At 68.4% G+C, this 21,751-nt stretch carries 19 protein-coding genes; 15 read left to right on the top strand and 4 right to left on the bottom strand.

What is annotated here, in order from left to right:
• Positions 1-74: 74 nt before the first annotated feature.
• Positions 75-1,589 (bottom strand): T9SS type A sorting domain-containing protein, encoded by a 1,515-nt coding sequence (locus Q8O14_08910; GenBank protein MDP2360860.1) that lies wholly within the window; start codon positions 1,587-1,589, stop codon positions 75-77.
• A 34-nt stretch (positions 1,590-1,623) separates the two neighbouring features.
• Positions 1,624-3,168: a T9SS type A sorting domain-containing protein gene (locus Q8O14_08905; GenBank protein MDP2360859.1), complete on the bottom strand. Its 1,545-nt coding sequence runs from the start codon at positions 3,166-3,168 to the stop codon at positions 1,624-1,626.
• Between the two features lie 578 nt (positions 3,169-3,746).
• On the opposite strand from Q8O14_08905, the gene Q8O14_08900 reads away from it, so the two are divergent.
• Complete coding sequence (locus Q8O14_08900) at positions 3,747-3,914, top strand: hypothetical protein (GenBank protein MDP2360858.1); 168 nt, start codon at positions 3,747-3,749, stop codon at positions 3,912-3,914.
• Positions 3,915-4,196: 282 nt separating this feature from the next.
• Here Q8O14_08900 and Q8O14_08895 read toward each other — a convergent pair whose 3' ends face one another.
• Entirely contained in the window at positions 4,197-5,693 is a 1,497-nt protein-coding gene (locus Q8O14_08895) for a T9SS type A sorting domain-containing protein (GenBank protein MDP2360857.1), read from the bottom strand.
• Positions 5,694-6,118: 425 nt separating this feature from the next.
• Between Q8O14_08895 and Q8O14_08890 the strand changes: the two genes are divergently transcribed.
• The 11 genes from Q8O14_08890 to Q8O14_08840 all read left to right on the top strand — a co-directional run bounded on the left by Q8O14_08890 (position 6,119) and on the right by Q8O14_08840 (position 16,220).
• On the top strand, positions 6,119-7,120 hold the full coding sequence (locus Q8O14_08890; GenBank protein ID MDP2360856.1) for a DUF3391 domain-containing protein: 1,002 nt from the start codon (positions 6,119-6,121) through the stop codon (positions 7,118-7,120).
• Positions 7,121-7,177: 57 nt separating this feature from the next.
• Complete coding sequence (locus tag Q8O14_08885; protein MDP2360855.1) at positions 7,178-7,954, top strand: AAA family ATPase; 777 nt, start codon at positions 7,178-7,180, stop codon at positions 7,952-7,954.
• A complete protein-coding gene (locus tag Q8O14_08880) occupies positions 7,929-8,810 on the top strand; it encodes a ParB/RepB/Spo0J family partition protein (protein ID MDP2360854.1) in 882 nt (293 codons plus the stop codon). Before Q8O14_08885 ends, Q8O14_08880 begins: the two co-directional genes overlap by 26 nt.
• On the top strand, positions 8,807-10,045 hold the full coding sequence (locus tag Q8O14_08875; protein MDP2360853.1) for a putative sugar nucleotidyl transferase: 1,239 nt from the start codon (positions 8,807-8,809) through the stop codon (positions 10,043-10,045). The genes Q8O14_08880 and Q8O14_08875 overlap by 4 nt, the downstream gene beginning before the upstream one ends.
• Positions 10,046-10,130: 85 nt before the next feature.
• A complete protein-coding gene (locus Q8O14_08870) occupies positions 10,131-11,531 on the top strand; it encodes an FAD-linked oxidase C-terminal domain-containing protein (protein MDP2360852.1) in 1,401 nt (466 codons plus the stop codon).
• Positions 11,528-12,115 (top strand): OmpA family protein, encoded by a 588-nt coding sequence (locus Q8O14_08865; GenBank protein ID MDP2360851.1) that lies wholly within the window; start codon positions 11,528-11,530, stop codon positions 12,113-12,115. The genes Q8O14_08870 and Q8O14_08865 overlap by 4 nt, the downstream gene beginning before the upstream one ends.
• Positions 12,112-12,780, top strand: coding sequence for a MotA/TolQ/ExbB proton channel family protein (locus Q8O14_08860; protein ID MDP2360850.1), 669 nt, complete (start codon positions 12,112-12,114; stop codon positions 12,778-12,780). Before Q8O14_08865 ends, Q8O14_08860 begins: the two co-directional genes overlap by 4 nt.
• A complete protein-coding gene (locus tag Q8O14_08855) occupies positions 12,777-13,214 on the top strand; it encodes a biopolymer transporter ExbD (GenBank protein MDP2360849.1) in 438 nt (145 codons plus the stop codon). Before Q8O14_08860 ends, Q8O14_08855 begins: the two co-directional genes overlap by 4 nt.
• Positions 13,211-13,984, top strand: a complete 774-nt coding sequence (locus tag Q8O14_08850; protein ID MDP2360848.1) for a cell envelope integrity protein TolA — start codon at positions 13,211-13,213, stop codon at positions 13,982-13,984. The genes Q8O14_08855 and Q8O14_08850 overlap by 4 nt, the downstream gene beginning before the upstream one ends.
• On the top strand, positions 13,971-15,317 hold the full coding sequence (locus Q8O14_08845; GenBank protein ID MDP2360847.1) for a hypothetical protein: 1,347 nt from the start codon (positions 13,971-13,973) through the stop codon (positions 15,315-15,317). Before Q8O14_08850 ends, Q8O14_08845 begins: the two co-directional genes overlap by 14 nt.
• Before the next feature lie 135 nt (positions 15,318-15,452).
• Positions 15,453-16,220 carry a tetratricopeptide repeat protein gene (locus Q8O14_08840; GenBank protein ID MDP2360846.1) on the top strand — a complete coding sequence of 256 codons (768 nt, stop codon included), beginning with the start codon at positions 15,453-15,455 and terminating at the stop codon, positions 16,218-16,220.
• Positions 16,221-16,310: 90 nt separating this feature from the next.
• Here Q8O14_08840 and Q8O14_08835 read toward each other — a convergent pair whose 3' ends face one another.
• Positions 16,311-16,559, bottom strand: coding sequence for a hypothetical protein (locus Q8O14_08835; GenBank protein ID MDP2360845.1), 249 nt, complete (start codon positions 16,557-16,559; stop codon positions 16,311-16,313).
• 464 nt (positions 16,560-17,023) lie between these two features.
• On the opposite strand from Q8O14_08835, the gene Q8O14_08830 reads away from it, so the two are divergent.
• From Q8O14_08830 to Q8O14_08820, 3 genes are read left to right on the top strand one after another with little or no spacing between them, the layout of a single operon-like run.
• Positions 17,024-19,876, top strand: a complete 2,853-nt coding sequence (locus Q8O14_08830) for a DUF2723 domain-containing protein (protein MDP2360844.1) — start codon at positions 17,024-17,026, stop codon at positions 19,874-19,876.
• Positions 19,873-21,006 (top strand): glycosyltransferase family 2 protein, encoded by a 1,134-nt coding sequence (locus tag Q8O14_08825; GenBank protein MDP2360843.1) that lies wholly within the window; start codon positions 19,873-19,875, stop codon positions 21,004-21,006. Before Q8O14_08830 ends, Q8O14_08825 begins: the two co-directional genes overlap by 4 nt.
• Complete coding sequence (locus Q8O14_08820; GenBank protein ID MDP2360842.1) at positions 20,999-21,739, top strand: glycosyltransferase family 2 protein; 741 nt, start codon at positions 20,999-21,001, stop codon at positions 21,737-21,739. The genes Q8O14_08825 and Q8O14_08820 overlap by 8 nt, the downstream gene beginning before the upstream one ends.
• The last annotated feature ends 12 nt before the right edge of the window (positions 21,740-21,751 follow it).

Genomic DNA, 21,751 nt, shown 5'->3' with positions numbered 1-21,751 from the left:
AAGAGCCCCGGCGTTGGTGCGTCGGGGCTCTTGCGTGAGCGGGACGGCCGGTCGCGGACGGGAGTCGGCTCCTCCTACTTCGCCAGGACCATCTTGCGCGTCAGCACGCCATGGGGCGTTCCCAGCGCATAGAAGTAGACGCCGCTGGGCAGGTGGGAGGCGTCGAAGACCACCTGGTGGCTGCCCCGCTGGGCCATCCCCTGCCAGAGGGTGGCCACCGGCGCGCCGGCCAGGTTGTACACGGTCAAGGTGGCCGGACCCGTCTCCGCCATGGTGAAGGAGATGGTGGTCGCCGGGTTGAAGGGGTTGGGCCGGGCCGTGTCCAGGCCAAAGGACATGGGCTGCTCGTCGACGTCCACCGGCTCCTGCTCGCAGCAGGGGATCCAGATCTCATAGCCGTGTCCCGTGTCGGCGCAGTTGGCGGACAGGATCTCGATTCCATACTGGCCATAAAGGTCACATGGGCCATCGAAGGGCTCAAGCACGAAGCTTGCCGACACTGTGTCACCTGGATTGACCGTTCCCAGGAAGATGGGGGGACCGCCGCCAGTCAGGTTCTGCCAGGTCATCAGGTTGATGATGACTTGCTCGCAAGGTTCGCAACCTGAATTGCTCAGCGACACCTCCACGGTGAAGGAGGCGGGGTCCAGTTGGCCATTGTCACAGACCAGGCTGGCAGGGGCGACGACCTGTTCCGCCAGATTTCCGTCCTCTGTCAGGGCCAGGTTGTGGTATCTGCCCACCGCGATGGCGGTGTGAACCGTCGGGTGCCCGGGGTGGCAAGGTGGAGGATAGATGTGGCCGTAAAGGTCTCCCCAACCAATCACGCTCCCGTCAATCTTCAAGCCACGGCTGTGGGTGTCGCCGCCGGACACCCTGGCGAAGCCCGCATTGGGGGGTGGCACGTTGCACTGGCCCCAGCTGTTGTCGCCCCAAGCGTCCACCGACCCGTTGGCACGGACGCCGAGGGAGTGGACCAGGCCGCCACTGATCGAGACAAAGCCTGAGTTGGGAGCCGGTACCGTGCATTGTCCACTGTCGCCTTTACCCCAGGCCACGATGGACCCGTCCGCCTTCAGGCCAAGGCTGTGGTAAGCACCGGCATCAAGAGCGGTGAACCCGCTGTTGACGCCGGGCACGGTGGTCTGGCCGAAGGCGTTGTATCCCCACGCCACGATGCTGCCATCGGACTTCAAGGCCAGGCTATGCAAGTAGCCGGCAGACACGGCCACGAAGCCGGTGTTCGGGGGTGGGACGTCGCATTGTCCATGGGAGTTGGTGCCCCAGGCCACGATGGAGCCGTCGGCCTTGAGCCCCAGGGAATGGGCGTATCCTCCGGCGACGGCAATGAATCCGGTGTTGGGAGGCGGGACGTTGCACTGTCCGTGGGTGTTGGCCCCCCACGCGACGATGGAACCGTTGCTTTTCACCCCCAGGCTGTGCAGCACGCCGGCTTCCACCGCGACGAAGTTGTACTGGTCCACCGGATTGACGGCCTGTCCATCACTATTGCCACCGCACGCGATGATCATCCCGCCCATGGCCGCTTGCGTCGCCAGGATCGATGCCAGACCCAGCGCGATGGTCAATGGTCCTATTCCTGACACGAGATCCTCCTGTTTTCTAACGGACAAGCAACAGCTTCCGGCTTTGCCTTCCCCACGTCGTCGCCAGGGTGTAGAGATAGACGCCGCTGGGCAAGCCGCCGGCGTCAAACACCACGTCGTGAGCCCCGCGGGCGGCCAGGCCCTGCCAGAGGACGGCCACCGGCGCGCCGGCCAGGTTGTGGACGGTGAGAGTGGCGGGGCCTGTCTCTGCCATGGTGAAGGAGATGGAGGTGGTCGGGTTGAAGGGGTTGGGCCAGGCCGCGTCCAGCGTGAAGGTGAGTGGCTGCTCGTCGGCGCCCACCGGCTCCTCCTCGCAGCAGGGGATCCACAGCTCTCCGGCAATGCCCGTGGGAGGGCAGTTGCTGGACAGGACGTGCACGGTGAACAGGCCGTAGGTGTCGCACAACCCGGTCAGATCAAGGGGAATCGCAAGCTCCACCTGCCCACCGGGCGACAGGGTGCCCAAGGGGTAGACGTTTTCGCCATGGATCAGGCCGCCGCCCGGCGGTGTTTCCACCGCCACATGGACACCCTGGCAGGATTCGCATCCCAAGTTGGCCACCTGCACGACCAAGGTGGATTGCGACGGAAGCTGCCCCCCCACGCAGTCGATGGACATGGCTTGGGGAATCACCTCCAGAAGCCCGGGCGAGTCGTCCAGTTCGGCCACGGCCAGGATGTGGGCGAAGCCGGCGGCCACGCCTGTGAAAAGACGGCAAGGATCCGGCGCGGGGACATCGAACAAGCCGTTGGTTTGGTCGCCCCAGCCCACCAGTGTCCCGTCCGTCTTCAGGCCGAGACCGCCGAAAAGGCCGGCCGCGACAGCCATGAAATCCTGGTTGGGCACCGGCACGTCCAGTTGGCCATACTGGTTGCCGCCACCCCAGGCGGCAATGGACCCGTCACTTCTCAACCCTAGAATGGGCGTCCCGGTGTGCCCGATGGAGATGGCCGTGAATCCGCTGTTGGGCGCCGGCACACATCCTTGGCATTGATCCAGATGCCCCCATGCCACCACGCTTCCATCCGCCCGCAGCGCCATGCTGATGTCCCCGGCAGCGGCCACGGCCACGTAGTCGGAGTTGGGAGGCGGGATGTTGCATTGGCCCCAGGTGTTGATCCCCCAGGCCACGATGGAGCCGTCGGCCTTGAGGCCCAAACTGTGGGCATTGCCGCCCGCGGCGGCGATGAAGCCGCTGTTGGGGGGCGGCACGTTGCATTGGCCGGCGCTGTTCTGGCCCCAGGCCGCCAGTTCGCCACTTGCCCGCAGGCCCAGGCTATGGAAGAAGCCCGCCCACACTCCAACGAAGTCATTGTTGGGCAAGGGCACATTGCACTGACCATGGACGTTGTGGCCCCATGCCGCCAGGGAGCCGTCCATGCGCAGGCCGAGACTGTGGTAGAGGCCACCTGCCACGGCCATGTACCCGGTGCTGGGCGGCGGCACGTCGCATTGACCGTCCGTGTTGAGCCCCCAGGCCATGATGGTGCCGGCCACTGAGCTCGTGGCGCCAAACAGGATGCAGGTGAGCACGACGAATCCCCTGGGTGAGCTCGCCATGAGTCCTCCTCCTTGCTTCAAACGGATGTGGGAGTTCAGGGCACCAGTTTGTGCGGGTCACGCCGACCCGCCTGGAGCGATCCTCGCGCAAGGATTATGCCATACAACAGTAGTATTTAAAGTGTGTATGAAATACCACATCAAAGGCGTTATACGTATATGCATCCATGAGGATCAACGCTGTGTCGTGGATCAAGGGACGGGAATTGAACAGCCTGCGCTGCGATTCCCTCCGGACGATAGGTGATGGCGGCTGGGTCGCGCGTCGTCCCAATCCAGGCGTGACTGAGAGAGGCGAAGGGACCCCAAGCGCGCCGCCGGGGTCCCCGCGTGCCGGGCAGGGGCAGGCCATTGAGGTGGAGTCCCTCGTTGACGCCGGCATGGACTTCGCCCAGGAAATGGTCCACCAGGAAATGGAAGTCCAGCAGGGCCGAGCCCACGCTGGCGGCCGTCACGAGGAAAGGCACGGCGTAGAGGTTGGTGTGGCCTTCGTCGGCGGCCCAGGGGTTGTCCGAAATGTCTGGGCCAGTGGATCCGCGGCCAGGGGCCGGGCCCAGAAGTTGTGCAGGCAGGGCAGGATGACGGCGGGCGGACCAGCCGCCGCCCTCAAGGCCCAGCATCGGCTCGGCCGACGCTTCTGGCACCTGGCCCAGACCAAGCACGTCAACAAGGCCGTCACTGCCCTGGCCCGGGAACTCTGCGGCTTCATCTGGGCCGCTTTGATGGCGCTGGAGGCCGGACACTGAAGAAGAAAAGAAGGTGTTGAGAAAGAAGATGGGCGCGTGACGCGGCAGGAGGATCCTCGTCTCAAGTATGCGACAGGCCCTGTGCCCGACTCGCGATGTTAGACCGAGGCCGCTCCCGACGAACACCAGCAGGTGCGGTAGCCAACCCGCGGATATCAGTCAGATTCACCGTCGACGACTCGCGCGCCCAAACAAAATCCCCCGGTTGCTTGCGCAGCCGGGGGATTGGAAATCAACATGTGACACAGCCATCATCACATAGGTCTTGACGAAGGCACCATATCACTTGGTCAGGAGCATCTTGCGTGTCTGCACGCCCTGGCTCGTGCCCAGCGAATAGAAGTAGACGCCGCTGGGCAGCGCGGCGGCATCGAAGACCACCGTGTGGCGGCCGCGCTCGGCCATCCCCTGCCAGAGGGTGGCCACCGGCGCGCCGGCCAGGTTGAAGACGGTCAGGGTGGCGGGTCCGGTCTCCATCATGGTGAAGGAGATGGTGGTCGCCGGGTTGAAAGGATTGGGACAGGCCGCGTCCAGGGTGAAGGCGAGCGGCTGCTCATCGGCGCCCACCGGCTCCTGCTCGCAGCAGGGGATCCAGATCTCGCGGCCGATCCCGTTGCCCTCGCAGTCCGCCGAGGACACTTCCACCAGAAAATACCCGTAGCTGTCGCAATAGTTGTCCGCCACGGTGAGGAAGAAGGAGGCCGCGCCCACCTGGCCGGGCTCCAGGTCGCCGATCCAGACCGGATCACCACCCGTCAGGCCGGGGCCCGGGGTGATGGTGGCGATCACATCGTGGCAGGTCTCGCCACCCGTGTTGGTGACCAGCAGGTTGACATCGAAAGGATTGGGCGTCAGCACCCCGTCCACGCAGGACAGGCTGGCCGTGCCGCCCAGGTTGAGGGCCAGCTCGCCGGGCTGCGTGATGGTGGTGCAGGTGCCGTAGTAGGTCCGGTAGGTGACGCCGGCGCCGGGGTTGAGATAACCCGCGTTCCAGCGCAGGAGGCAGCCGCTGTCCCAGTACTGCAGTCCGGAGCACACGTAATCGAAGGGGCCGCTGTAGACGCTGCCCCAGGCGCCGAAGGCGGCGAAGTGGGGCAGGGTGGCGCCGTGGCCGTTGAGGATGCCGCAGCCCACCAGCAGGGAGGGATCCTGGTTCGGGCCTTCCTCGAAAGCCTGCCAGGTGTTGGGCACCATGCTGCCGCTGTAGCAGGTCTCCACGTCCACGTAGCCGTTGCTGGTGGAGATGGGGGCCGCGTCATTCCAGTTGACCATGGTGTCCATCTCCAGCATGACGGACACGTCGCGCTCGGTGTTGCCCAGGTTGGTCACGGCGTACTCGATCTCCACGGTGCCCTGGCCGTCGATCACGACAGGCGTCAGGTTTTGGACGATGAGGATGCCCTCGGCTTGCCATGAGGTGGTGATGGTGCTTCCCACCAGGGCCGGTCCGAAGCTGGGCAGCATGGCCACGTCGTAGTTGCCGCCGCCCTCGGGGGCGTAGACAATGCCGTCGATGCGGATGCGCACGTAAGTGCTCCAGGGGTCCCACTCATGGCCGTAGAGCAGGTATTCGCCCGTGCCCGTGCCGATGGTGAAGCGGCCGGCGTTGTCCGTGCCCAGCTCCGCCACATGGACCTCCACCTGGCCATTGGAGGTGGCCAGATAAGAGAGTGTGGGCGAAGGATCGGGCCCCATCCCCGCCTTCATCTCGGCGTAGCTGCCTGCCGCGGCTCCACCAGCCAGACCCAGCAGAAGGGTCAGACAGAGTGCTTGCTTCATGTTCGACTCCACCGTTTTAAGAGTATGGTTCTGTGTGTGCCGAAGTGCAGCCATCCTGGCTGCGACTCCCCCATTGGCACCGGAATGGTCGCCTGCGCAAGAAGCGGGCCTGTCGAACCGCAGTGCAGTTCATCTCATGTGAAAGTATTGATGGATATTGGATTCCCTGACAAGTCGACCACTATCCGCCATGCATGATGGGCCGGGCCTGTCCGCTCCTGGACACCCCCCACCGGTTTTTGTTCAATATCCGACAAGTGGCGCCGGACGTGGCCCCGGCCCGGACCGGACCGCCATGGTGAATTCCGCTTCGCCGCCTTCCGATACAGGGATGCGGGCGGAGCACATCTGTCCAGCCGGCGGCACCCCCCCGGCCGCTTGATACCATGGGTTGGGCAGGAGGAGATCCTGCACCGGGAGGAGAGATGACCGGACTGCAGAAGGTGTCCGTCAAGGACCTGCGCGCGGGGCACTTCATCGTGCTGCCGCCGCCCTGGCACAAGCACCCCTTTCTGCGCAACCGTTTTCTACTAAGGAAGACGGAGGACGTGGAGCGCCTGAGCAAGGCCGGCATCCACCAGGTGCTGGTCGATCCGGGGCGCAGCGTGGTCCCCCTGCCGGCGGGGCAGCCGCTCACGCCGCTCAAGCAGACCAAGACCTACATCGCCCCGCCCAGGGAGTGGGACCAGAACAAGCTCATCACCGAAGAGTTCCGGGAATTGATCCGCAACGAGCGCCTGCCCGCCCCCGTCAAGGCCCGCGCCGTGCAGCGCGCCTCCATCGAGCAGATGAAGCAGCTCATGAGCGAGCCCACGGCGGCGCGCCTGGCCGAATACAAGACGGGCCTGGCCGACCTGGTGGACGTCGTCATGTCCGACGACGCCCTGGCCTCCAGCCTGCTGCGCATCACCACGCATGACTTCTACACCTGGACCCATTCCGTCAACGTGGGTACGCTGTCGCTGCTCTTCGCCCGCTTCCTGTTCAAGCAGAGCGACGCCCACGACATGCACGAGCTGGCGGCCGGCTTCTTCCTGCACGACATCGGCAAGACGCGCATCCCGTCCGAACTGCTCAACAAGCGGGGCCGCTTCGACGACCGGGAAGTATCGGAGATGCGCTGCCACGTGGCGCGCGGACTGGCCATCGTCGAGGAGACGCAGGTCCTCAGCGCCGAGGCTGTCGTCATCGTCGCCCAGCACCACGAGCGGGTGGACGGCAGCGGCTATCCCAACGGGCTGAAGGGCGACGAGATCCATCTCTACGCGGCCATCTGCTCCCTGGCCGACGTCTACGACGCCCTCACCTCGGTGCGGCCCTACAAGACCAGCGTCAGTCCCTACCAAGCCCTGCGCATCATCCAGCGCGAGATGGTCAACGAGCACAACCGCGAGACCTTCGACAGCTTCGTCCGCCTCTTCGAGTGACGCCACCGCGCCCGCCGCGCCTAGAGGGACGGGTGGAGGCCTTTCCTATATTCGGCCATGGCCGACATCATCGCCTTCTCCAATCAGAAGGGCGGGGTGGGGAAGACCACCACCGCCGTCAACCTGGCCGCCTGCCTGGCCGTCTCCGAGCGGCGCGTGCTGCTGGTGGACATGGATCCGCAGGCCAACGCCACCAGCGGCATCGGGCTGGAGCGGGACGAATCCCGGGCCTGCATCTATGAGTGTCTGCTGGAGCCGGCCCAGGCGCGGGAGGCGGTGGTCCGCTCCCAGCTCGAGGGCCTGGACGTGCTGCCCAGCTCCATGCGCCTGGTGGGCGCCGAGGTGGAGCTGGTGGCCGCCCTGGGCCGCGAGTACCGCCTGAAGAAGGCCCTGGCCGTCCTGGCGGCGGACTACGAGTACATCCTGATCGACTGTCCGCCCTCGCTCAGCCTGCTCACGGTCAACACCCTCTGCGCCGCCGACGGCGTCATCATTCCCATCCAGGCCGAGTACTACGCCCTGGAGGGCCTCAGCCAGCTGCTCAACACGATCGAACTGGTGCGCGAGAGCCTCAACCCGCGGCTCATCGTGCGGGGGGTGGTGCTCACCATGTACGACAGCCGCCTCAACCTCTGCAACATGGTGCGCAAGGAGGTGGAGGACCATTTCGGCGACCGCATGTACAAGAGCATCATCCGGCGCAACGTGAAGCTGGGGGAGGCGCCCAGCCACGGCAAGCCCATCCTGCTGTACGACGTGGGCAGCCCGGGCAGCCAGAACTACATCGCCCTGGCCCAGGAGATCCTCGATGAATCGGTCCAAATCACTGGGTAAGGGCCTCTCCGCCCTCATCCAGAAGCCCTCCGGGGGGTCGCCCGAGGAGTCGGGCGGCGGCGAGGCGGCCGTCGGGCGCGTGCTGCAGTTGCCCCTCGAGCTGATCAACCGCAACCGCCACCAGCCCCGGCGCGAGTTCGAGCCGGTCGAGCTGGAGGAGCTGGCCCAGTCCATCCGCGCCAATGGCGTGCTGCAGCCCGTCCTTGTCTTCGAGGATGGCGGCCTCTACACGCTGATCGCCGGGGAGCGCCGCTGGCGCGCCTGTCAGCTGGCCGGGCTGCGCCATATCCCCGCCCTGGTGCGGGAGCGCCCCGACGAGGCGGGCCTGATGCGCCTCGCCCTGCTCGAGAACATCCAGCGCGAGGACCTGCCGCCCCTGGACCTGGCCGCCGCGCTGCGCACCCTGATCGAGGAGCACGGCCTCACCCAGGACGAGCTGGGACAGAGTCTGGGCATGAGCCGCCCGGCAGTGGGCAACCTGCTGCGCCTCAACAAGTTGCCCACCGTGGTCAAGGTCAGCCTCAAGGAGGGCAAGATCAGCTACGGGCACGCCAAGGTCCTGCTCGGGCTGGCCACCGACGACGAGAAGATCCGGCTCTGGCAGATCTGCGTGAAGCGCGATCTCTCCGTCCGCCAACTGGAGGAGCTGGTCCGCCGCCAGCGCGAGGAGGGCCCGGCCCCCGCCGTGGTCAAGCCCTTCGACATCCTGCAGGCGGAGGAGAGCCTGGGCGGCGCGCTGGGCGCGCGCGTCTCCATCAGCCCCAACCGCAACCGCGGCCAGATCCGCATCGACTACCACACCCGCGAGGAGCTGGACCGCCTGGTCGAGCTGCTGCAAAGCATGGATGAGGCATGAGACTGATCCTCTTCGAGGACCCCTGCGTCCGCGACTTCTACCCCTTGACCGAACTGCGCCCCGTCTGGGAGCTGCGCACCGGGCTGGGCACGCTGCGCCAGCGCATTGAATGGCGCCTGGGCCTGGAGGCGACGGGCGGCCTCTGCCGGGGGCCGCTCCAGCCGGTGGCGGCCCGCCTGGGGCTGCCCCATCCCGAGCTGGAGCAGGGCGAGGACATCCTCATGGTCAACGGCCGCCTGCTTGAGCTGGACGCCGAGGCGATCCTCTCCCTCGAGCCGGGGCAGGGCATGCTGCAGGGGGAGATCCTGCTGGCCGCCCGCCTGGCGGCCGATGGGCTGGCCGACCTGGACGAGGGCGGCCCCGAGCTGGATGTGGTGGAGAGTCCGGAAGGCATGTGCCTGGCCGGCCGCCTGTGGGACCTGATCCACGCCCTGCCCGCCGCCGCCGCGGCGGATTTCCTCCTGCTGGAGGAGCGGCTGCGCCAAAGCGGCCGCTCGGCGCCGCCGGAGAACGTCGACCTCTCCGTCCGGCTGATGGCGGCGGAGCGCATCCACATCGAGGCGGGGGCCATGATCGCCCCCTATTGCGTGATCGACGCCGCGGCAGGTCCCGTCGTCATCGAGCGGGGCGCGCGGCTTGCCCCCTTCTGCGTCGTGGAAGGTCCTTGCCTCATCGGCGAGGACTCCCGCCTCAAGCCGGGCACGCGCCTGCTGGGCGGTTGCCATCTGGGTCCCGGCTGCCGGGTGGGGGGCGAGGTGGCGGAGTCGATCCTCCAAGGCCACGCCAACAAGCAGCACGACGGTTTCCTGGGCCACGCCTACCTGGGGGAGTGGACCAACCTGGGCGCCGACACCAACAACAGCGACCTCAAGAACAACTACGGCCCCGTCACCGTGCGCATGCTGGGGCGCCCGGTGGCGACGGGCGAGCGTTTCGTTGGCCTGATGATGGGGGACCACGCCAAGACGGGCATCAACACCATGTTCAACACGGGCACGGTGGTGGGCGTCTTCGCCAACGTCTGGGGTGGCGGCTTCCCGCCCAAGGAGATTCCGCCCTTCTCGTGGGGCGGCCCCCAGGACGGCCTGGCCCCCTATGACCTGGAGAAGGCCCTGGCCACCGCCCGCACGGTCAAGGCGCGGCGCGAGCGCAGGCTGGAGCACGACGAAGAGGACCTCATCCGCGCGCTCCATCAGCGCTACGGCGAGGACTTTCCCGTCCTTCCCGGGACCTGAGCCGCTTCGACCAGGGCGTCGGGGGGAGGCGGGGGAGGGGCCCCCGCTGACTGCGTGACCGTTGCAAGAGGGACGGAACCCGGCCGTGATCACAGCCGATCAGCTGCGCGAGCTGGAGCGGGCCGTGGGTGCGGCCGCGCTCGTGCTCGACGATCGCCGCCAGGCCTACGCCGCCGACGAGCTGAAGATGCCCCACCTGCCCGAGGCGGTGGTCGATGCCACGACCGTCGAGCAGATCCAGGCGCTGATGCGCTGGGCCAACCGCCACCATGTCCCCGTCACGCCCCGCGGTGCCGGCACCGGCCTTTCGGGCGGCGCCCTGGCCAATCGGGGCGGCGTCGTGCTCAGCATGGCGCGCTTCAACCGCATTCTGGAGATCGATCCCGTCAACCGTTTCGCCGTGGTGGAGCCGGGCGTGATCAACATGACCCTGCAGGCGGCGGCGGCCGCCCACGGGCTCTTCTACCCGCCCGATCCCGCCTCCTGGGAGTCCTGCAGCCTGGGCGGCAACGTGGCCGAGGAGTCGGGCGGCCCCCACTGCGTCAAGTACGGGGCCACGCGCCCCTACGTCCTCCAGATCGAGGCCGTCCTGCCCAGCGGCGAAACGGTCGTCTGCGGCGTCCGCACGCGCAAGGGCGTGGTGGGTTACAGCCTGCGCGACCTGCTGATCGGCTCCGAGGGCACCCTGGCCATCTTCACCAAACTGGTGCTGCGCTTGCTGCCCAAACCCCGCCGCGTGCGCACCCTGCTCGCCCTCCTGCCGGACCTGGCCAGCGCCGGACGCCTGGTCACGACCGTCTTCCGGGCCGGCCTTTGCCCCTCTTGCATGGAGTTCATGGACGAGCGGGCCCTCGACCTGGTGCGGGACCAGCTGCCCCTCGCCCTGCCCGCCGCCTGCCGCGCCGTCGTGCTGCTGGAGGCGGACGGCGGCGAGGAGGAGGTGGAGCGCGAGGCGGAGTTGCTGGGCGGGTCCTGCCTGGATGCCGGCGCCCTGGATGTGCTGGTGGCCGACGGCGGCGAGAAGCGGGAGCGCCTCTGGGAGGTGCGGCGCCGCCTGTCCACCACCACGCGTGAACGCTTCGTCCAGAAGCTGTCCGAGGACATCGCCGTGCCCCTGGACCGCCTGGAGGAATGTCTGGCGGCCAGTCGCCGGCTGGGGGACGAGGCCGGCCTGACCGTCCTGGCCTATGGACACATCGGCGACGGGAACCTGCATGTCAATGTCCTGAGTACGGTGCCGGGCCCGGCGGAGAACCGGCGCATGTGGTTGGTGGTGGGAGAGGTCTTCCGGCTGGCTGTCCAGTTGGATGGCACGATTTCCGCCGAACATGGTGTGGGATGTTGGAAGCAGTCTTATATTGGGCTTGAGCTGAGTCCGCTCAGCCAACGACTGCAAATGGATATCAAACGGCTTTTTGACCCTAACAATATTCTGAACCCGGGCAAAATCTTCGATTGGCCCCAAAGAGAGGAGACAGGCTTATGAGGACTATGAAGATCGCGCTGCTGGCCGCACTGGTGATCGTGGCCGGATTCAGCAGCACCTCCTGCAGCAAGAAGGCCAAGCCCGCCGCCGAGCAGCAGGTGGTCATTGACGATGACGCCGCCGCCGAGGCCGCCCGCCTCGAGGCCGAGCGTCTGGCCGCCGCCGCCGAGGCCGAGCGACTGGCCGCCGCCGAGCGCGCCGCCGCCGAGGCCGAGCGCCTGGCCCGGGAAGCTCGTTCCAATGCCATCAACTCGCTGACCGCCGTCTACTTCGACTTCGACAAGTTCGAGCTGCGCGAGGACACGCGGTCCAAGCTGGCCCGTCATGGCGACGTGCTGCGCAACCTGGACGACCTGCGCGTCCGCCTGGAAGGCCACTGCGACGAGAACGGCTCGGTGGCCTACAACCTGGCCCTGGGCGACAAGCGCGCCAATGCCGTCAAGGATTACTTCGTGCGTCTCGGCTTGACCGCCGGCCGCTTCGAGACCATCTCCTACGGCAAGTCCCGTCCGGTCGATCCGGGTCACGACGAGTCCGCCTGGTCCAAGAACCGTCGCTGTGAGTTCCAGGCCCTGAATCCATGAGCCTGTGGGCCTTCATTGCTCACGCATCGCTCTTTTCCAAGGTCGTGCTCCTGATTCTGGTCGTGCTGTCCGTGCTCAGCTGGGCGGCCATCCTGGATCGGGTGCGGTACTTCCGGCGCGCCGCCCAGGCTGAACGGGCCTTTGAGTTGGGCGCCGAGCGGGTGCGGGGGCTGCCCGACCTGCTGCGACTGGCCGAACATCACAAGGGGGCGCCCAGCGCCCTCATGCTGCAGCAGGCGGTTCGCCGCCTGCTGCCGCATTCCGCTTCCCAGGGGGCCGGCGCACACCGGCCCCTTCCTCCAGCTGGAGTCTGGGAGGGCGCCCTTGGTTCGGCCGAACGGCGCGCTCTGACCGATGCGGATCGTCATCTCAGCCTGCTGGCCACCGTGTCCAGCGCCAGCCCCTTCATCGGCTTGATGGGGACGGTGTGGGGCGTGATGGTGGCCTTCCTGCGCATCGGCAACCAGCAGGGCCAGGCCATGCTGGAGGTGGTGGGCCCGGGCATCGCCGAGGCGCTCATCGCCACGGTGGTGGGTCTGGCCACGGCCATCCCCGCCACCATCGCCTACAACTATTTCCTGGCCTCCGCCCGTCGCCTGCGGGAGCGCTGCGAATCCCTGCGCGACCTCGTCACCGCCCTGGTGCGGGACACGAGTCCGGCATGAGAGCGGCGCCGGATCGCGGCCCCCTGTCCGAGATCAACGTCACCCCCCTGGTCGACGTCTTCCTGGTCTTGCTGGTCATCTTCATGATCACGGCCCCCGTGCTGAAAACGGCCCTTGAAGTGGGCTTGCCCCAGTCCGAGAGCGGCACCCGGCGCGGCGACCGCGGCCTCACGGTGGAGCTGCGGCGGGACGGCCAGCTGGTCCTGGGCCGCGAGCCGGTCCGGGCCCAGGACCTGGGGTGGCGCCTGCTGGCGGAGGCCCTGCCCCTGGCCGGCGGCGACAGCGTCGGCGCCCGTCGTTTGCCTGTCTTCCTGGCCGCCGACGAGCGCGTCTCCTACGGCGAGGTGGTGGCCTTGCTCGACCGCATCCGCGAGGCCGGCTTCGAGGACGTGGGTCTGATGACGGATCCCCCCGACCACTCCCGACGGCCATGAATACCCTCGACTCCGGCGGTGGCGCACTGTCCGCGCGCTTCCTGCTCATTTCCTTCCTCCTGCATGGTCTGGTGGCCGGCCTGCTGTGGTGGGGCGGCCCGCAGCTCAAGCGCGAGGCGCCCCTACAGATCCGCCTGGTGCGCCTGGCGGGCGGTGGACAGAACCGGCCCGGCTGGGTGAGCGAAGCCATGCAGGCGGCCGCACCGGCGGAGGAGCGGCCTGCCGCCCCGGAGCCCGAGGCACGCCTGGAGCCGGCGCCGGAGACGAAGCAGGAGGCGGCGCCCCGGGTCGCCCGCACACCGGACCCGGCCCCCGCCCGTCCCCAGACCCCCCCCGCGGAACCTGAACGCCCCCGCCGGGAGTCGGAGCAGGCCACGGCCACCGAAGGGCGGCCACGGGGCGAGGGCCGGAGCACGTCGGGAGGGGCGCGGGATGCGGGAGCGGGGCCGCGCGGCGCGGGCGGCAGCCGCACCGGCGCCATGTCCGACCAGCCCGACCTGCCGGGCATGGGTCAATACTTGCTGCGCCTGGAGAACGCCATCCAGCGGGCCTTCACCTATCCGGCCCGCTCAAGCGGGCGGCGGGCCGTCTTCCACTTCCGGGTGGACCGGCGCGGCCAGGTGCTGGACCTGACCCAGGTGGTGGAATCGGGCTTGCCGGGGCTGGACTTGTCGGGCAAGAGCGCCATCACGCGGGCCGTGTTGCCGCCCCTGCCCCCTGCCTTTCCATTCGACCAGATCGGAGTGACTTTCACCTTTGTCGACGAATAAGCATCCCCAGAAGCGCCGCTTCAAGCAAGGGCGCCCCCTCATTCTGCTGGTGGCGGTTCTCCTGCTGGCGATGGGCCGTCCCGCCAGGGCCCAGGACATGCCGCCGGGCGGCTTCTTCCCTCCCGGCACCGTGCCCGAGGTGGCGCTGGAAGCCCGCACCCTGAGCTACTACCGCCCCGGTCTCGTGCTGAACCCGCCCCTGGCCGGCTCCGTCCTGCTCCAGACCTTCGAGAACCGCCTGCGCCAGGCCCTCTCCCTGGCGGGCACCCTGCAGCTCTGGTACGGCAGTCCGGACAAGTCCCTCATGAGCGACCCGGAGCTGGCCAGCCTGGTGCGGCTGGACGAGAAGATCGCGGGGATGGGGGGAGCCGGCGGCGAGCATCTGGAGATCGCCCTCGTCTCCCACGACGGCGGCGTGCCCATCTCCACCTGGATGATCCACCTGGGGCAGGACGCCAGCCGCCAGGCCGTCGATCTGGCCCAGGAGATCCTCCTGCTGCTCACCGGTTACCGCGCTCCCTTTGATTCGCGCGTGCTCTACGTGCAGCCCGACCGCGGCGGCACCGTGCTCACCCTGGCCGATTTCTTCGGCGAGCAGCGCCAGGTGCTCAGCCGCAGCGGACGGACGCGCGTCACACCCACCTGGTCCCCCAACGGCCGTTTTTTCGCTTGGACCCAGGTGCATCTGGAGCGGGGCGCGGACCTGTGGGTGGGTTCCGTCGAAGGGGGCGAGGCCGAGATGGTGCTGGGCGGACCCGAGTCGGAGACGGCGCCGACCTGGTCCCCCGACGGCCGCTGGCTGGCCTGCGCGGCCACGGTCAAGGCCAACACCGACATCTACCTCATCCCGATGGATCCGGGCACCGGGCGGCGCACGGGCGAGCCGGTCCGCCTGACGCGCCATCCGGCCATCGACACCAATCCCTCCTGGTCGCCGGACGGTCGCCACCTGGTCTTTTCCAGCGACCGCAGTGGCAGCCTGCAACTCTACACGATCACAAAGGATGGGGTGGACGAGCAGCGCATCAGTTTCCTGGGCACGGGCTCGGATTGCCCGGCCTGGTCCCCCGATGGGGAATGGATCGCTTTCATCTCGCGGGAGCGCAATGGTTGGCAGATCTTCCAGATGCGGCCCGACGGCAGCGACTGGGTGCGCCTCACCGACGAGGTGGGCAACCACTTCGATCCGGCCTGGTCGCCCGATGGCCAGCACATCGCCTACAGCTATCGCGACGAGGTGTGGATCATGCTGGCCGACGGCACGGGCCGCCGCCAGATCAGCCGGGGCGGCGGCGAGGGGCCGGCCTGGGAGCCGGTGGCCGCCCGGCCTTGACGGACCAGGGAGCTTCCGGGAGTCGGGGCCAGGCCGGTGAAGGCGTGCACCCAGAGGCTTGGGCCTGGGCCTTCAATGGGATTCGCGTCCGGCTTGGGTGAAAGGGCAGGAGCCAACGAGACAAGGATGAGACAGATGAAGCGTTTCCTCCCGCTGATCCTGCTGGGTCTGGCCGCCTGGAGCGGCTGCGCCTCGCGGGGCGAGATCGTGGGGTTCCAGGAGGATCTGGCCCATATCCGGGGCAAGGTGGATCGGGTGGAGGCCCGCCAGACGGAGCAGGACAGCCTGCTCATCGGCCGCGTGGAGTTCCTCAAGGACCGCTTCCGGGAAACCGAGGCCGTCCTGCGCCTGCTCAAGGCCGAGCAGCTGCAGGGAACGGACGAGCTGCGCAACCTGATCGGCGAGGTGCGCTCCACCCTCGAGGACGCCCAGACCTACAACCGGCGCCTGGCGCAGAAAGTGGACGAGCTGAACCTGATCCTGGCCCGCCAGGGCCTGCGCCAGCAACGGGACAGCCTGGCCCAGGCCGATCCCTCCTGGCTTTACAACCAGGCCACGCTCGACCGGGTGCGCGGTCTGCCCCAGTTGGCCCGTTCCGGCTTCCGCGAATACCTGAGCCGCTACCCCAAGGGCGAGATGGTGCCCCTCTGCCACTACTGGATCGCCGACACCTGGCTGTCGGAGCAGCAGCCGGATTCCGCCTTGGGCCAGTACGAGACCTTCGAGCGCCTGGCCCCCGACCACTCCCAGGTGCCGGCCTCCATGGTGCGCCGCGCCATGATCCTGGCCGGGAACGGCAAGTCGGAGCAGGCCCGCCAACTGCTGGAGACGGTGCGCCGGCGCTGGCCCACCCGGCCGGAGGCGGAGCTGGCCCGCGAGCGCCTGGAGGAGTTGGGCTTCTAAGCTTCCTGCCGATGACGAAGATGGAACAGGGGGCGGCTCCCGCGGGAGACCGCCCCTGCTCGTCACACCAGATGGAAAGGAAGGCGGATCTCAGCGGCGGGCCCGCACCCGGATCAGGAGCCGGCTGCCGCAGATGGGCATGGCGTGGTGCCGGATGGGCGTGGCCGCCAGCATCGACCACTCGGTGTCGGACAGGGTGGCGCACTCCACCACGTAGTCCACCGCCTCGGGAATGGCTGTCCAGGATAGAAGCAGCTCCCCCTTCCGCATGACCGCCTGCACCACGGGTGAAGGCAGCAGTCCGGCCTGGGCCTCCAACGGGCAATGGGATGGGCGCATGCTGGATCCTCCTCTGCCCACCCAGTGTAGCGGCCCCATGTTTGGATTCGATGGGGGGCGGCTCCCGCGGGAGGCCGCTCCTGCCCGTCACACCTGACGGCGAGGACGGGGATTCTCTGCGGCGGGCCCGCCCTTGGACAGTCACGATCCGCGCCATTAACTGGAATTGATACCACGCCGTTAACACTGCCGTTAACATCCAAGGCTTATCCTTGTCGCGTCAGAGGCAGGAGGCGAAGCGGTGGCCTCCTTCCCCTGGCAGGGCGGGAGGCCGGCGAGGCCAGAAGGTCCCCACCGGCGTCTTGGTCTGAATATCCGTGGCATGGTCGGTAGGCGGGCCCTCCCACAAGGAGGGCCCGCCGCATGTGGGGGAGACGGGAGTCCGCCCGCCGGGCGGCCTCGCCCCGGGTCCTCATTTTCCTACCTTGGCGGCACAGAATCGCTTCATATCGATTGGGAGAGGGATGACTGCTCCACGCCCCGACACCGCCCTGCCGGATGCCGCCGCCTCCGGCTTCGCCTTCCGCACCTGGCACCGCATCACGGCCCTGCTGGTCTTCCTGGCCGCCCTCGTCCTCTACTTCCTGACGATGGCGCCCACCACCAGCTTTTGGGATTGCGGGGAATTCATCGCCTCCTCCTACAGTCTCTCCGTGCCGCATCCCCCCGGCGCCCCCTTCTACCTCCTGCTGGGACGGCTCTTCACCATGCTGCCCCTCTTCGCCGACATCGGGGCGCGCATCAACTTCATCAGCGTGCTGAGCAGCGCCCTGACCGTGCTCCTGCTCTACCTGACCATCGTGCAGCTGATCCGCTACTGGAAGCCCGTGGAGCGGATGCACTGGCCGGAGCTGGCCGGCGCCGCCCTGGGCGCCCTCGCCTTCATGGCGACCGACACCTTCTGGTTCAACGCCGTGGAGGCCGAGGTCTACGCCATCAGCATGCTCTTCACCGCGCTGGTGGTCTGGCTGGCCTTCGTCTGGCACGACCTGGAGCTGCGGGGCCACCACGACGGGGACCGCATCTTCCTGCTCAGTTTCTATCTGGTGGGGCTGGCCATCGGCGTCCACCTGCTGAATGTCCTGGCCCTGCCCCTCGTCTTTCTCGTCATCTATTTCCATTGGCAGGAGGGCAAGCCCTTCCGCCTGGAGCACTTCCTCCTCTTCTGGGGCCTCGGTGTGCTGGCCATCCTGCCCATCTATCCGGGCGTGGTGCTGTGGCTGCCCAAGCTGATCAAGTGGGCGGGGGACCTGGGTGGGGAATGGGCCGGCCTCGCCCTGCTGCTCGCGCTGCTGGCCGGGCTGGGCGCCCTGCACCTGGCGGCCCGCCGCCGGGGCAACCGGCCCCTGGCGTTGGGGGCGGCGGCCTTGCTCCTGGTCGTGCTGGGCTATCTCAGCTATGTGCTCATCCTGGTGCGCAGCGACCTCAATCCACCGCTTGACGAGAACGATCCCGAGACCCTGGCCGGACTGATCGCCTACCTCAGCCGTGAGCAGTATGGCAGCGAGTCCATCGTCACCCAGCTGCTGGACCGCAAGGCGCCCTTCTGGGACTACCAGATCCGCCACATGTACATCCGCTACTTCAACTGGAACTTCATCGGACGCGACATCGAGAGCGGGATCTGGACATTCCAGCTCTTCGGCCTGCCCTTGCTGGCGGGGCTCTGGGGCTTGGCCACCCACCTCGGCCGGGACTGGAAGCGCGCTTTCACGGTGGGCAACCTCTTCCTGCTCACCGGTTTGGCCATCGTCATCTACCTCAACCAGGACAATCCCCAGCCCCGCGAGCGGGACTACGCCTACGTCGGCTCCTTCTACGCCTTCGCCATCTGGATTGGCCTGGGCTGCTGGACCCTGATGGAGGATCTGGGCCGCTGGGCCGGCCGCTGGCGCGGCCCCGTCCAGGTGGCGACGGCCGTGCTGCTCTTCATCGCGCTGCCCGTCCACATGGTGCGCGCCAACTATTTCACCCACGACCGCAGCGGCAACTACGTGGCCCAGGATTACGCCCGCAACGCCCTGGCCACGCTCGAGCCGGATGCCATCCTCTTCACCAACGGGGACAACGACACCTTCCCCCTCTGGTACCTGCAGATCGTCGAGGGCTTCCGCACCGACGTGCGGGTGGTCAACCTGAGCCTGCTCAACACGGGCTGGTACGTGCGCCAGCTGCGGGACGTGGCGCCCATCGTGCCCCTTGGCTCCTCCTTCACCGATGCCATGATCAGCGCCGCCCTGGACGGACAGGGCGACCAGGCCTTCGCCTGGCGCTACTGGGGGCCGGAGGTGTGGCGGGACGCGGCGGGGCGGCCCCTGGCCCGCGAGGATTGGCACAAGGTGCCCATGCGCGACCGGGCGGGGCAGCCCTACGTCATCCGGGTGACGCCCACCATGCTCATCCCCATGGGCGACGGCAACAAGGAGCGGAACTTCCTGCGCGTCCAGGACCGCATGATCCTGGAGATCCTCAAGGCCAACCAATGGAGGCGGCCCCTCTACTTCGCCGTCACCGTGGCGCGGGACAACTTCGTGGGCCTGGACGCCAACCTGCGCATGGACGGGCTGGCCTACCGCGTGATGGACCGACCCCAGCGGGTCAACGCCATCGACCTGGACGTGCTGGGCGCCAACCTGGACATCATCGGGGGGAACCTGCGCAACCTGGACAACACGGGCGTCTACTACGACGACAACATCCGCAAGCTGGTGCAGAACTACCGCAGCGCCTTCATCCAGATGGGCCTGGAGCTGGACGGCCTGGGCCGGCGCGACGAGGCCCTCGCCGTGCTCAACCGCATGGACCTGCGTCTGCCCGAGACGGTGGTGCCCTCCTACAACGCGCAGCTGTCCATGCAGCTGGGCCTGCTCTTCGAGCGGCTGGGCAATCCGGAGGCGCTGCGACGGCGCTTGGAGGCGCTCGACCCCGCCACCCTGCGCCAGGAGGAGCTCTTCTACCTGGGCAGCTACTGGATCCATCCGCTCAAGGAAACGACGCGCGGCCTGGCCATCCTGGACAGCATGGCGGAAATGGACCCCTCCCAGAAGATCCGCCTGGAGGCGGCCTATGTGCTGGAGGATGCCGGCGAGCACGCCCTGGCGGGCGAGCGCTACCGCCGCGTCCTGCTCGAGCAGCCCGGCCTGAACGAGGCGACCGCCGGCCTGCTGCGCTCGCTGGAGATCCGGGGCGAGTGGCAGGAGGCGCTCACCCAGGTGCAGGCCTGGCTTGCCCTCTATCCCGGCGACAGCGGCGCCGCGGCCCGCCTGGCCCGCTATCAGGCGAAGCTGGACTCGATCCAGGCGGTCGCCCGGAGGTGACGCGCCCCGCGGAATCCACCCCGCCTCCGGCCGAGACCGGTGGCGCGACGCCCCGGCGCGTCTGTGTGGTCATACCCCACGCCGGCGGACGGGAGATCCTGCCGGCCTGCCTGAGGACCCTGCGGGAGGACAGCGGCCGCTGCCGCGTGCTGCTGGTGGACAACGCCAGCCCCGACGACAGCGTCGCGGCGGCGCGGCGGGACTTTCCCTTCGTCGAGGTCCTGGTCCAGGAGCGCAACCTGGGCTTCGCCGGGGGATGCAACGCCGGGCTGCGCGTCGCCCTGGCCGATCCCGCCTGCGTCTACGCCGTCCTGCTCAACAACGACACGGAGCCCCAGCCGGGCTGGCTGGAGGCCCTCACCGCGCTCCTGGATGCCCACCCCCGCCTGGGCGCCGCCCAGCCGCGCCTGCTCTCCATTCCCTTCCCCGGTCGCCTGGACTACAGCGGGGGCGCGGGCGGACTGCTGGATGTCTACGCCTTCCCCTTCGCCCTGGGCCGGGTGCTGGGCCACCTGGAGGAGGACGGGGAGAACTGGCGGGAGCCGCGCCTGATCGCCTGGGCCTCGGGCACGGCCTGCATCCTGCGGCTGGAGGCCCTGCGCGAGGTGGGCCTGCTCGAGGAAAGCTTCTTCATGCACATGGAGGAGATCGACCTGGACTGGCGCCTGCGCCTGGCCGGCTGGGAGATCGCATCCGCCCCGCAAGGCCGTGTGCGGCACCACAGCGGCTACAGCCTGGGGGCGGAATCCCCCCGCAAGATCCTGCTCAACCATCGCAACAGCCTGCGCATGCTGGTGCGCAACGCGGGCGCCGGCACCCTGCTGCGCCGGCTGCCGGTGCGCCTGCTGCTCGACGGGGCCGCCATCCTGTCCTATCTGGCCGCCGGACGACCGCGCCATGCCTGGGCCGGCCTGTGCGGCGTGGGGGGCTGGCTGGTCGCCCTGCCCGGGGATCTGCGCGCCCGCCACGGCATCCAGGCGGGACGCCGCGTGCCGGAGGCCCTGCTGCAACTGCGGCACTACCCCCACAGCATGGCCCTGGCCTGCCGTCTGGGCGGCCGGCGCACCGTGGCGGAGCTGGGCTGGACGCCGCCCCTGCTCGTCGACGACCGGGAGGCGGGCCATGTTTGAGGGCCGGCTCAGCGTGGTCATCCCCGCCTGGAACGAGGAGCGCCGCATCGGGCCGGCCCTGGCCCGCTCCATCGAGGTGCTCCACCGCCTTGCCCCCGACCACGAGATCGTGGTGGTGGACGACGGCTCCACCGACGGCACCCTGGCCGCGGCGCGCGCGGCGGCGGCGGCGGCCCGCTCCTTCCGGGGCCTCGCCAACGAGCGGAACCTGGGCAAGGGCGGGGCCGTGCGGCGTGGCATGCTGGAAGCGGCGGGGGACTACATCCTCTTCTGCGACGCTGACGAATCCACCCCCATGGCCATGCTTGAGCACTTCCTGCCCGGACTGGCCGCCGGGCGGCCCGTCCTCATCGGCACGCGCAAGAACCGGCAGGCCATCATCGCTCGCCACCAGCCCTGGCTGCGCGAGACGATGGGCAAGGGTTTCACCCTGCTCGCCCAGGCGCTGGCCGGAGTGCGGGTGACGGATTTCACCTGCGGCTTCAAGATCTTCCGGCGGGACGCGGCCCGCGAGATCTTCGCCCGCCAGACCTTGCACAACTGGAGTTTCGACGCCGAGATCCTCTTCCTGGCCCGGCACCTGGGCTACGCCATCAGCGAAGTGCCGGTCACCTGGACCAACGACGAGGACACGCGCGTCCGCCTCCTGCGGGACACGGCGGGCAGCCTGCGGGGCCTGCTCCACATTGTCGCCCGCCGGGCGCGGGGGGCCTACGGGCCGGCCCGGCGCTGAGCATCCCGGCCA

This window comes from bacterium, from assembly GCA_030685015.1.
GTDB lineage: Bacteria > CAIWAD01 > CAIWAD01 > CAIWAD01 > CAIWAD01 > CAIWAD01.
This window is presented reverse-complemented; position numbering and strand designations above follow the sequence as displayed.

Coding starts and splice junctions, on each gene's coding strand:
- Q8O14_08850 (MDP2360848.1), top strand. CDS start 13,211: ATGAATACCCTCGACTCCGGCGGTGGCGCACTGTCCGCGCGCTTCCTG.
- Q8O14_08855 (MDP2360849.1), top strand. CDS start 12,777: ATGAGAGCGGCGCCGGATCGCGGCCCCCTGTCCGAGATCAACGTCACC.
- Q8O14_08830 (MDP2360844.1), top strand. CDS start 17,024: ATGACTGCTCCACGCCCCGACACCGCCCTGCCGGATGCCGCCGCCTCC.
- Q8O14_08880 (MDP2360854.1), top strand. CDS start 7,929: ATGAATCGGTCCAAATCACTGGGTAAGGGCCTCTCCGCCCTCATCCAG.
- Q8O14_08835 (MDP2360845.1), bottom strand. CDS start 16,559: ATGCGCCCATCCCATTGCCCGTTGGAGGCCCAGGCCGGACTGCTGCCT.
- Q8O14_08860 (MDP2360850.1), top strand. CDS start 12,112: ATGAGCCTGTGGGCCTTCATTGCTCACGCATCGCTCTTTTCCAAGGTC.
- Q8O14_08875 (MDP2360853.1), top strand. CDS start 8,807: ATGAGACTGATCCTCTTCGAGGACCCCTGCGTCCGCGACTTCTACCCC.
- Q8O14_08820 (MDP2360842.1), top strand. CDS start 20,999: ATGTTTGAGGGCCGGCTCAGCGTGGTCATCCCCGCCTGGAACGAGGAG.
- Q8O14_08895 (MDP2360857.1), bottom strand. CDS start 5,693: ATGAAGCAAGCACTCTGTCTGACCCTTCTGCTGGGTCTGGCTGGTGGA.
- Q8O14_08885 (MDP2360855.1), top strand. CDS start 7,178: ATGGCCGACATCATCGCCTTCTCCAATCAGAAGGGCGGGGTGGGGAAG.
- Q8O14_08840 (MDP2360846.1), top strand. CDS start 15,453: ATGAAGCGTTTCCTCCCGCTGATCCTGCTGGGTCTGGCCGCCTGGAGC.
- Q8O14_08890 (MDP2360856.1), top strand. CDS start 6,119: ATGACCGGACTGCAGAAGGTGTCCGTCAAGGACCTGCGCGCGGGGCAC.
- Q8O14_08865 (MDP2360851.1), top strand. CDS start 11,528: ATGAGGACTATGAAGATCGCGCTGCTGGCCGCACTGGTGATCGTGGCC.
- Q8O14_08900 (MDP2360858.1), top strand. CDS start 3,747: ATGACGGCGGGCGGACCAGCCGCCGCCCTCAAGGCCCAGCATCGGCTC.
- Q8O14_08905 (MDP2360859.1), bottom strand. CDS start 3,168: ATGGCGAGCTCACCCAGGGGATTCGTCGTGCTCACCTGCATCCTGTTT.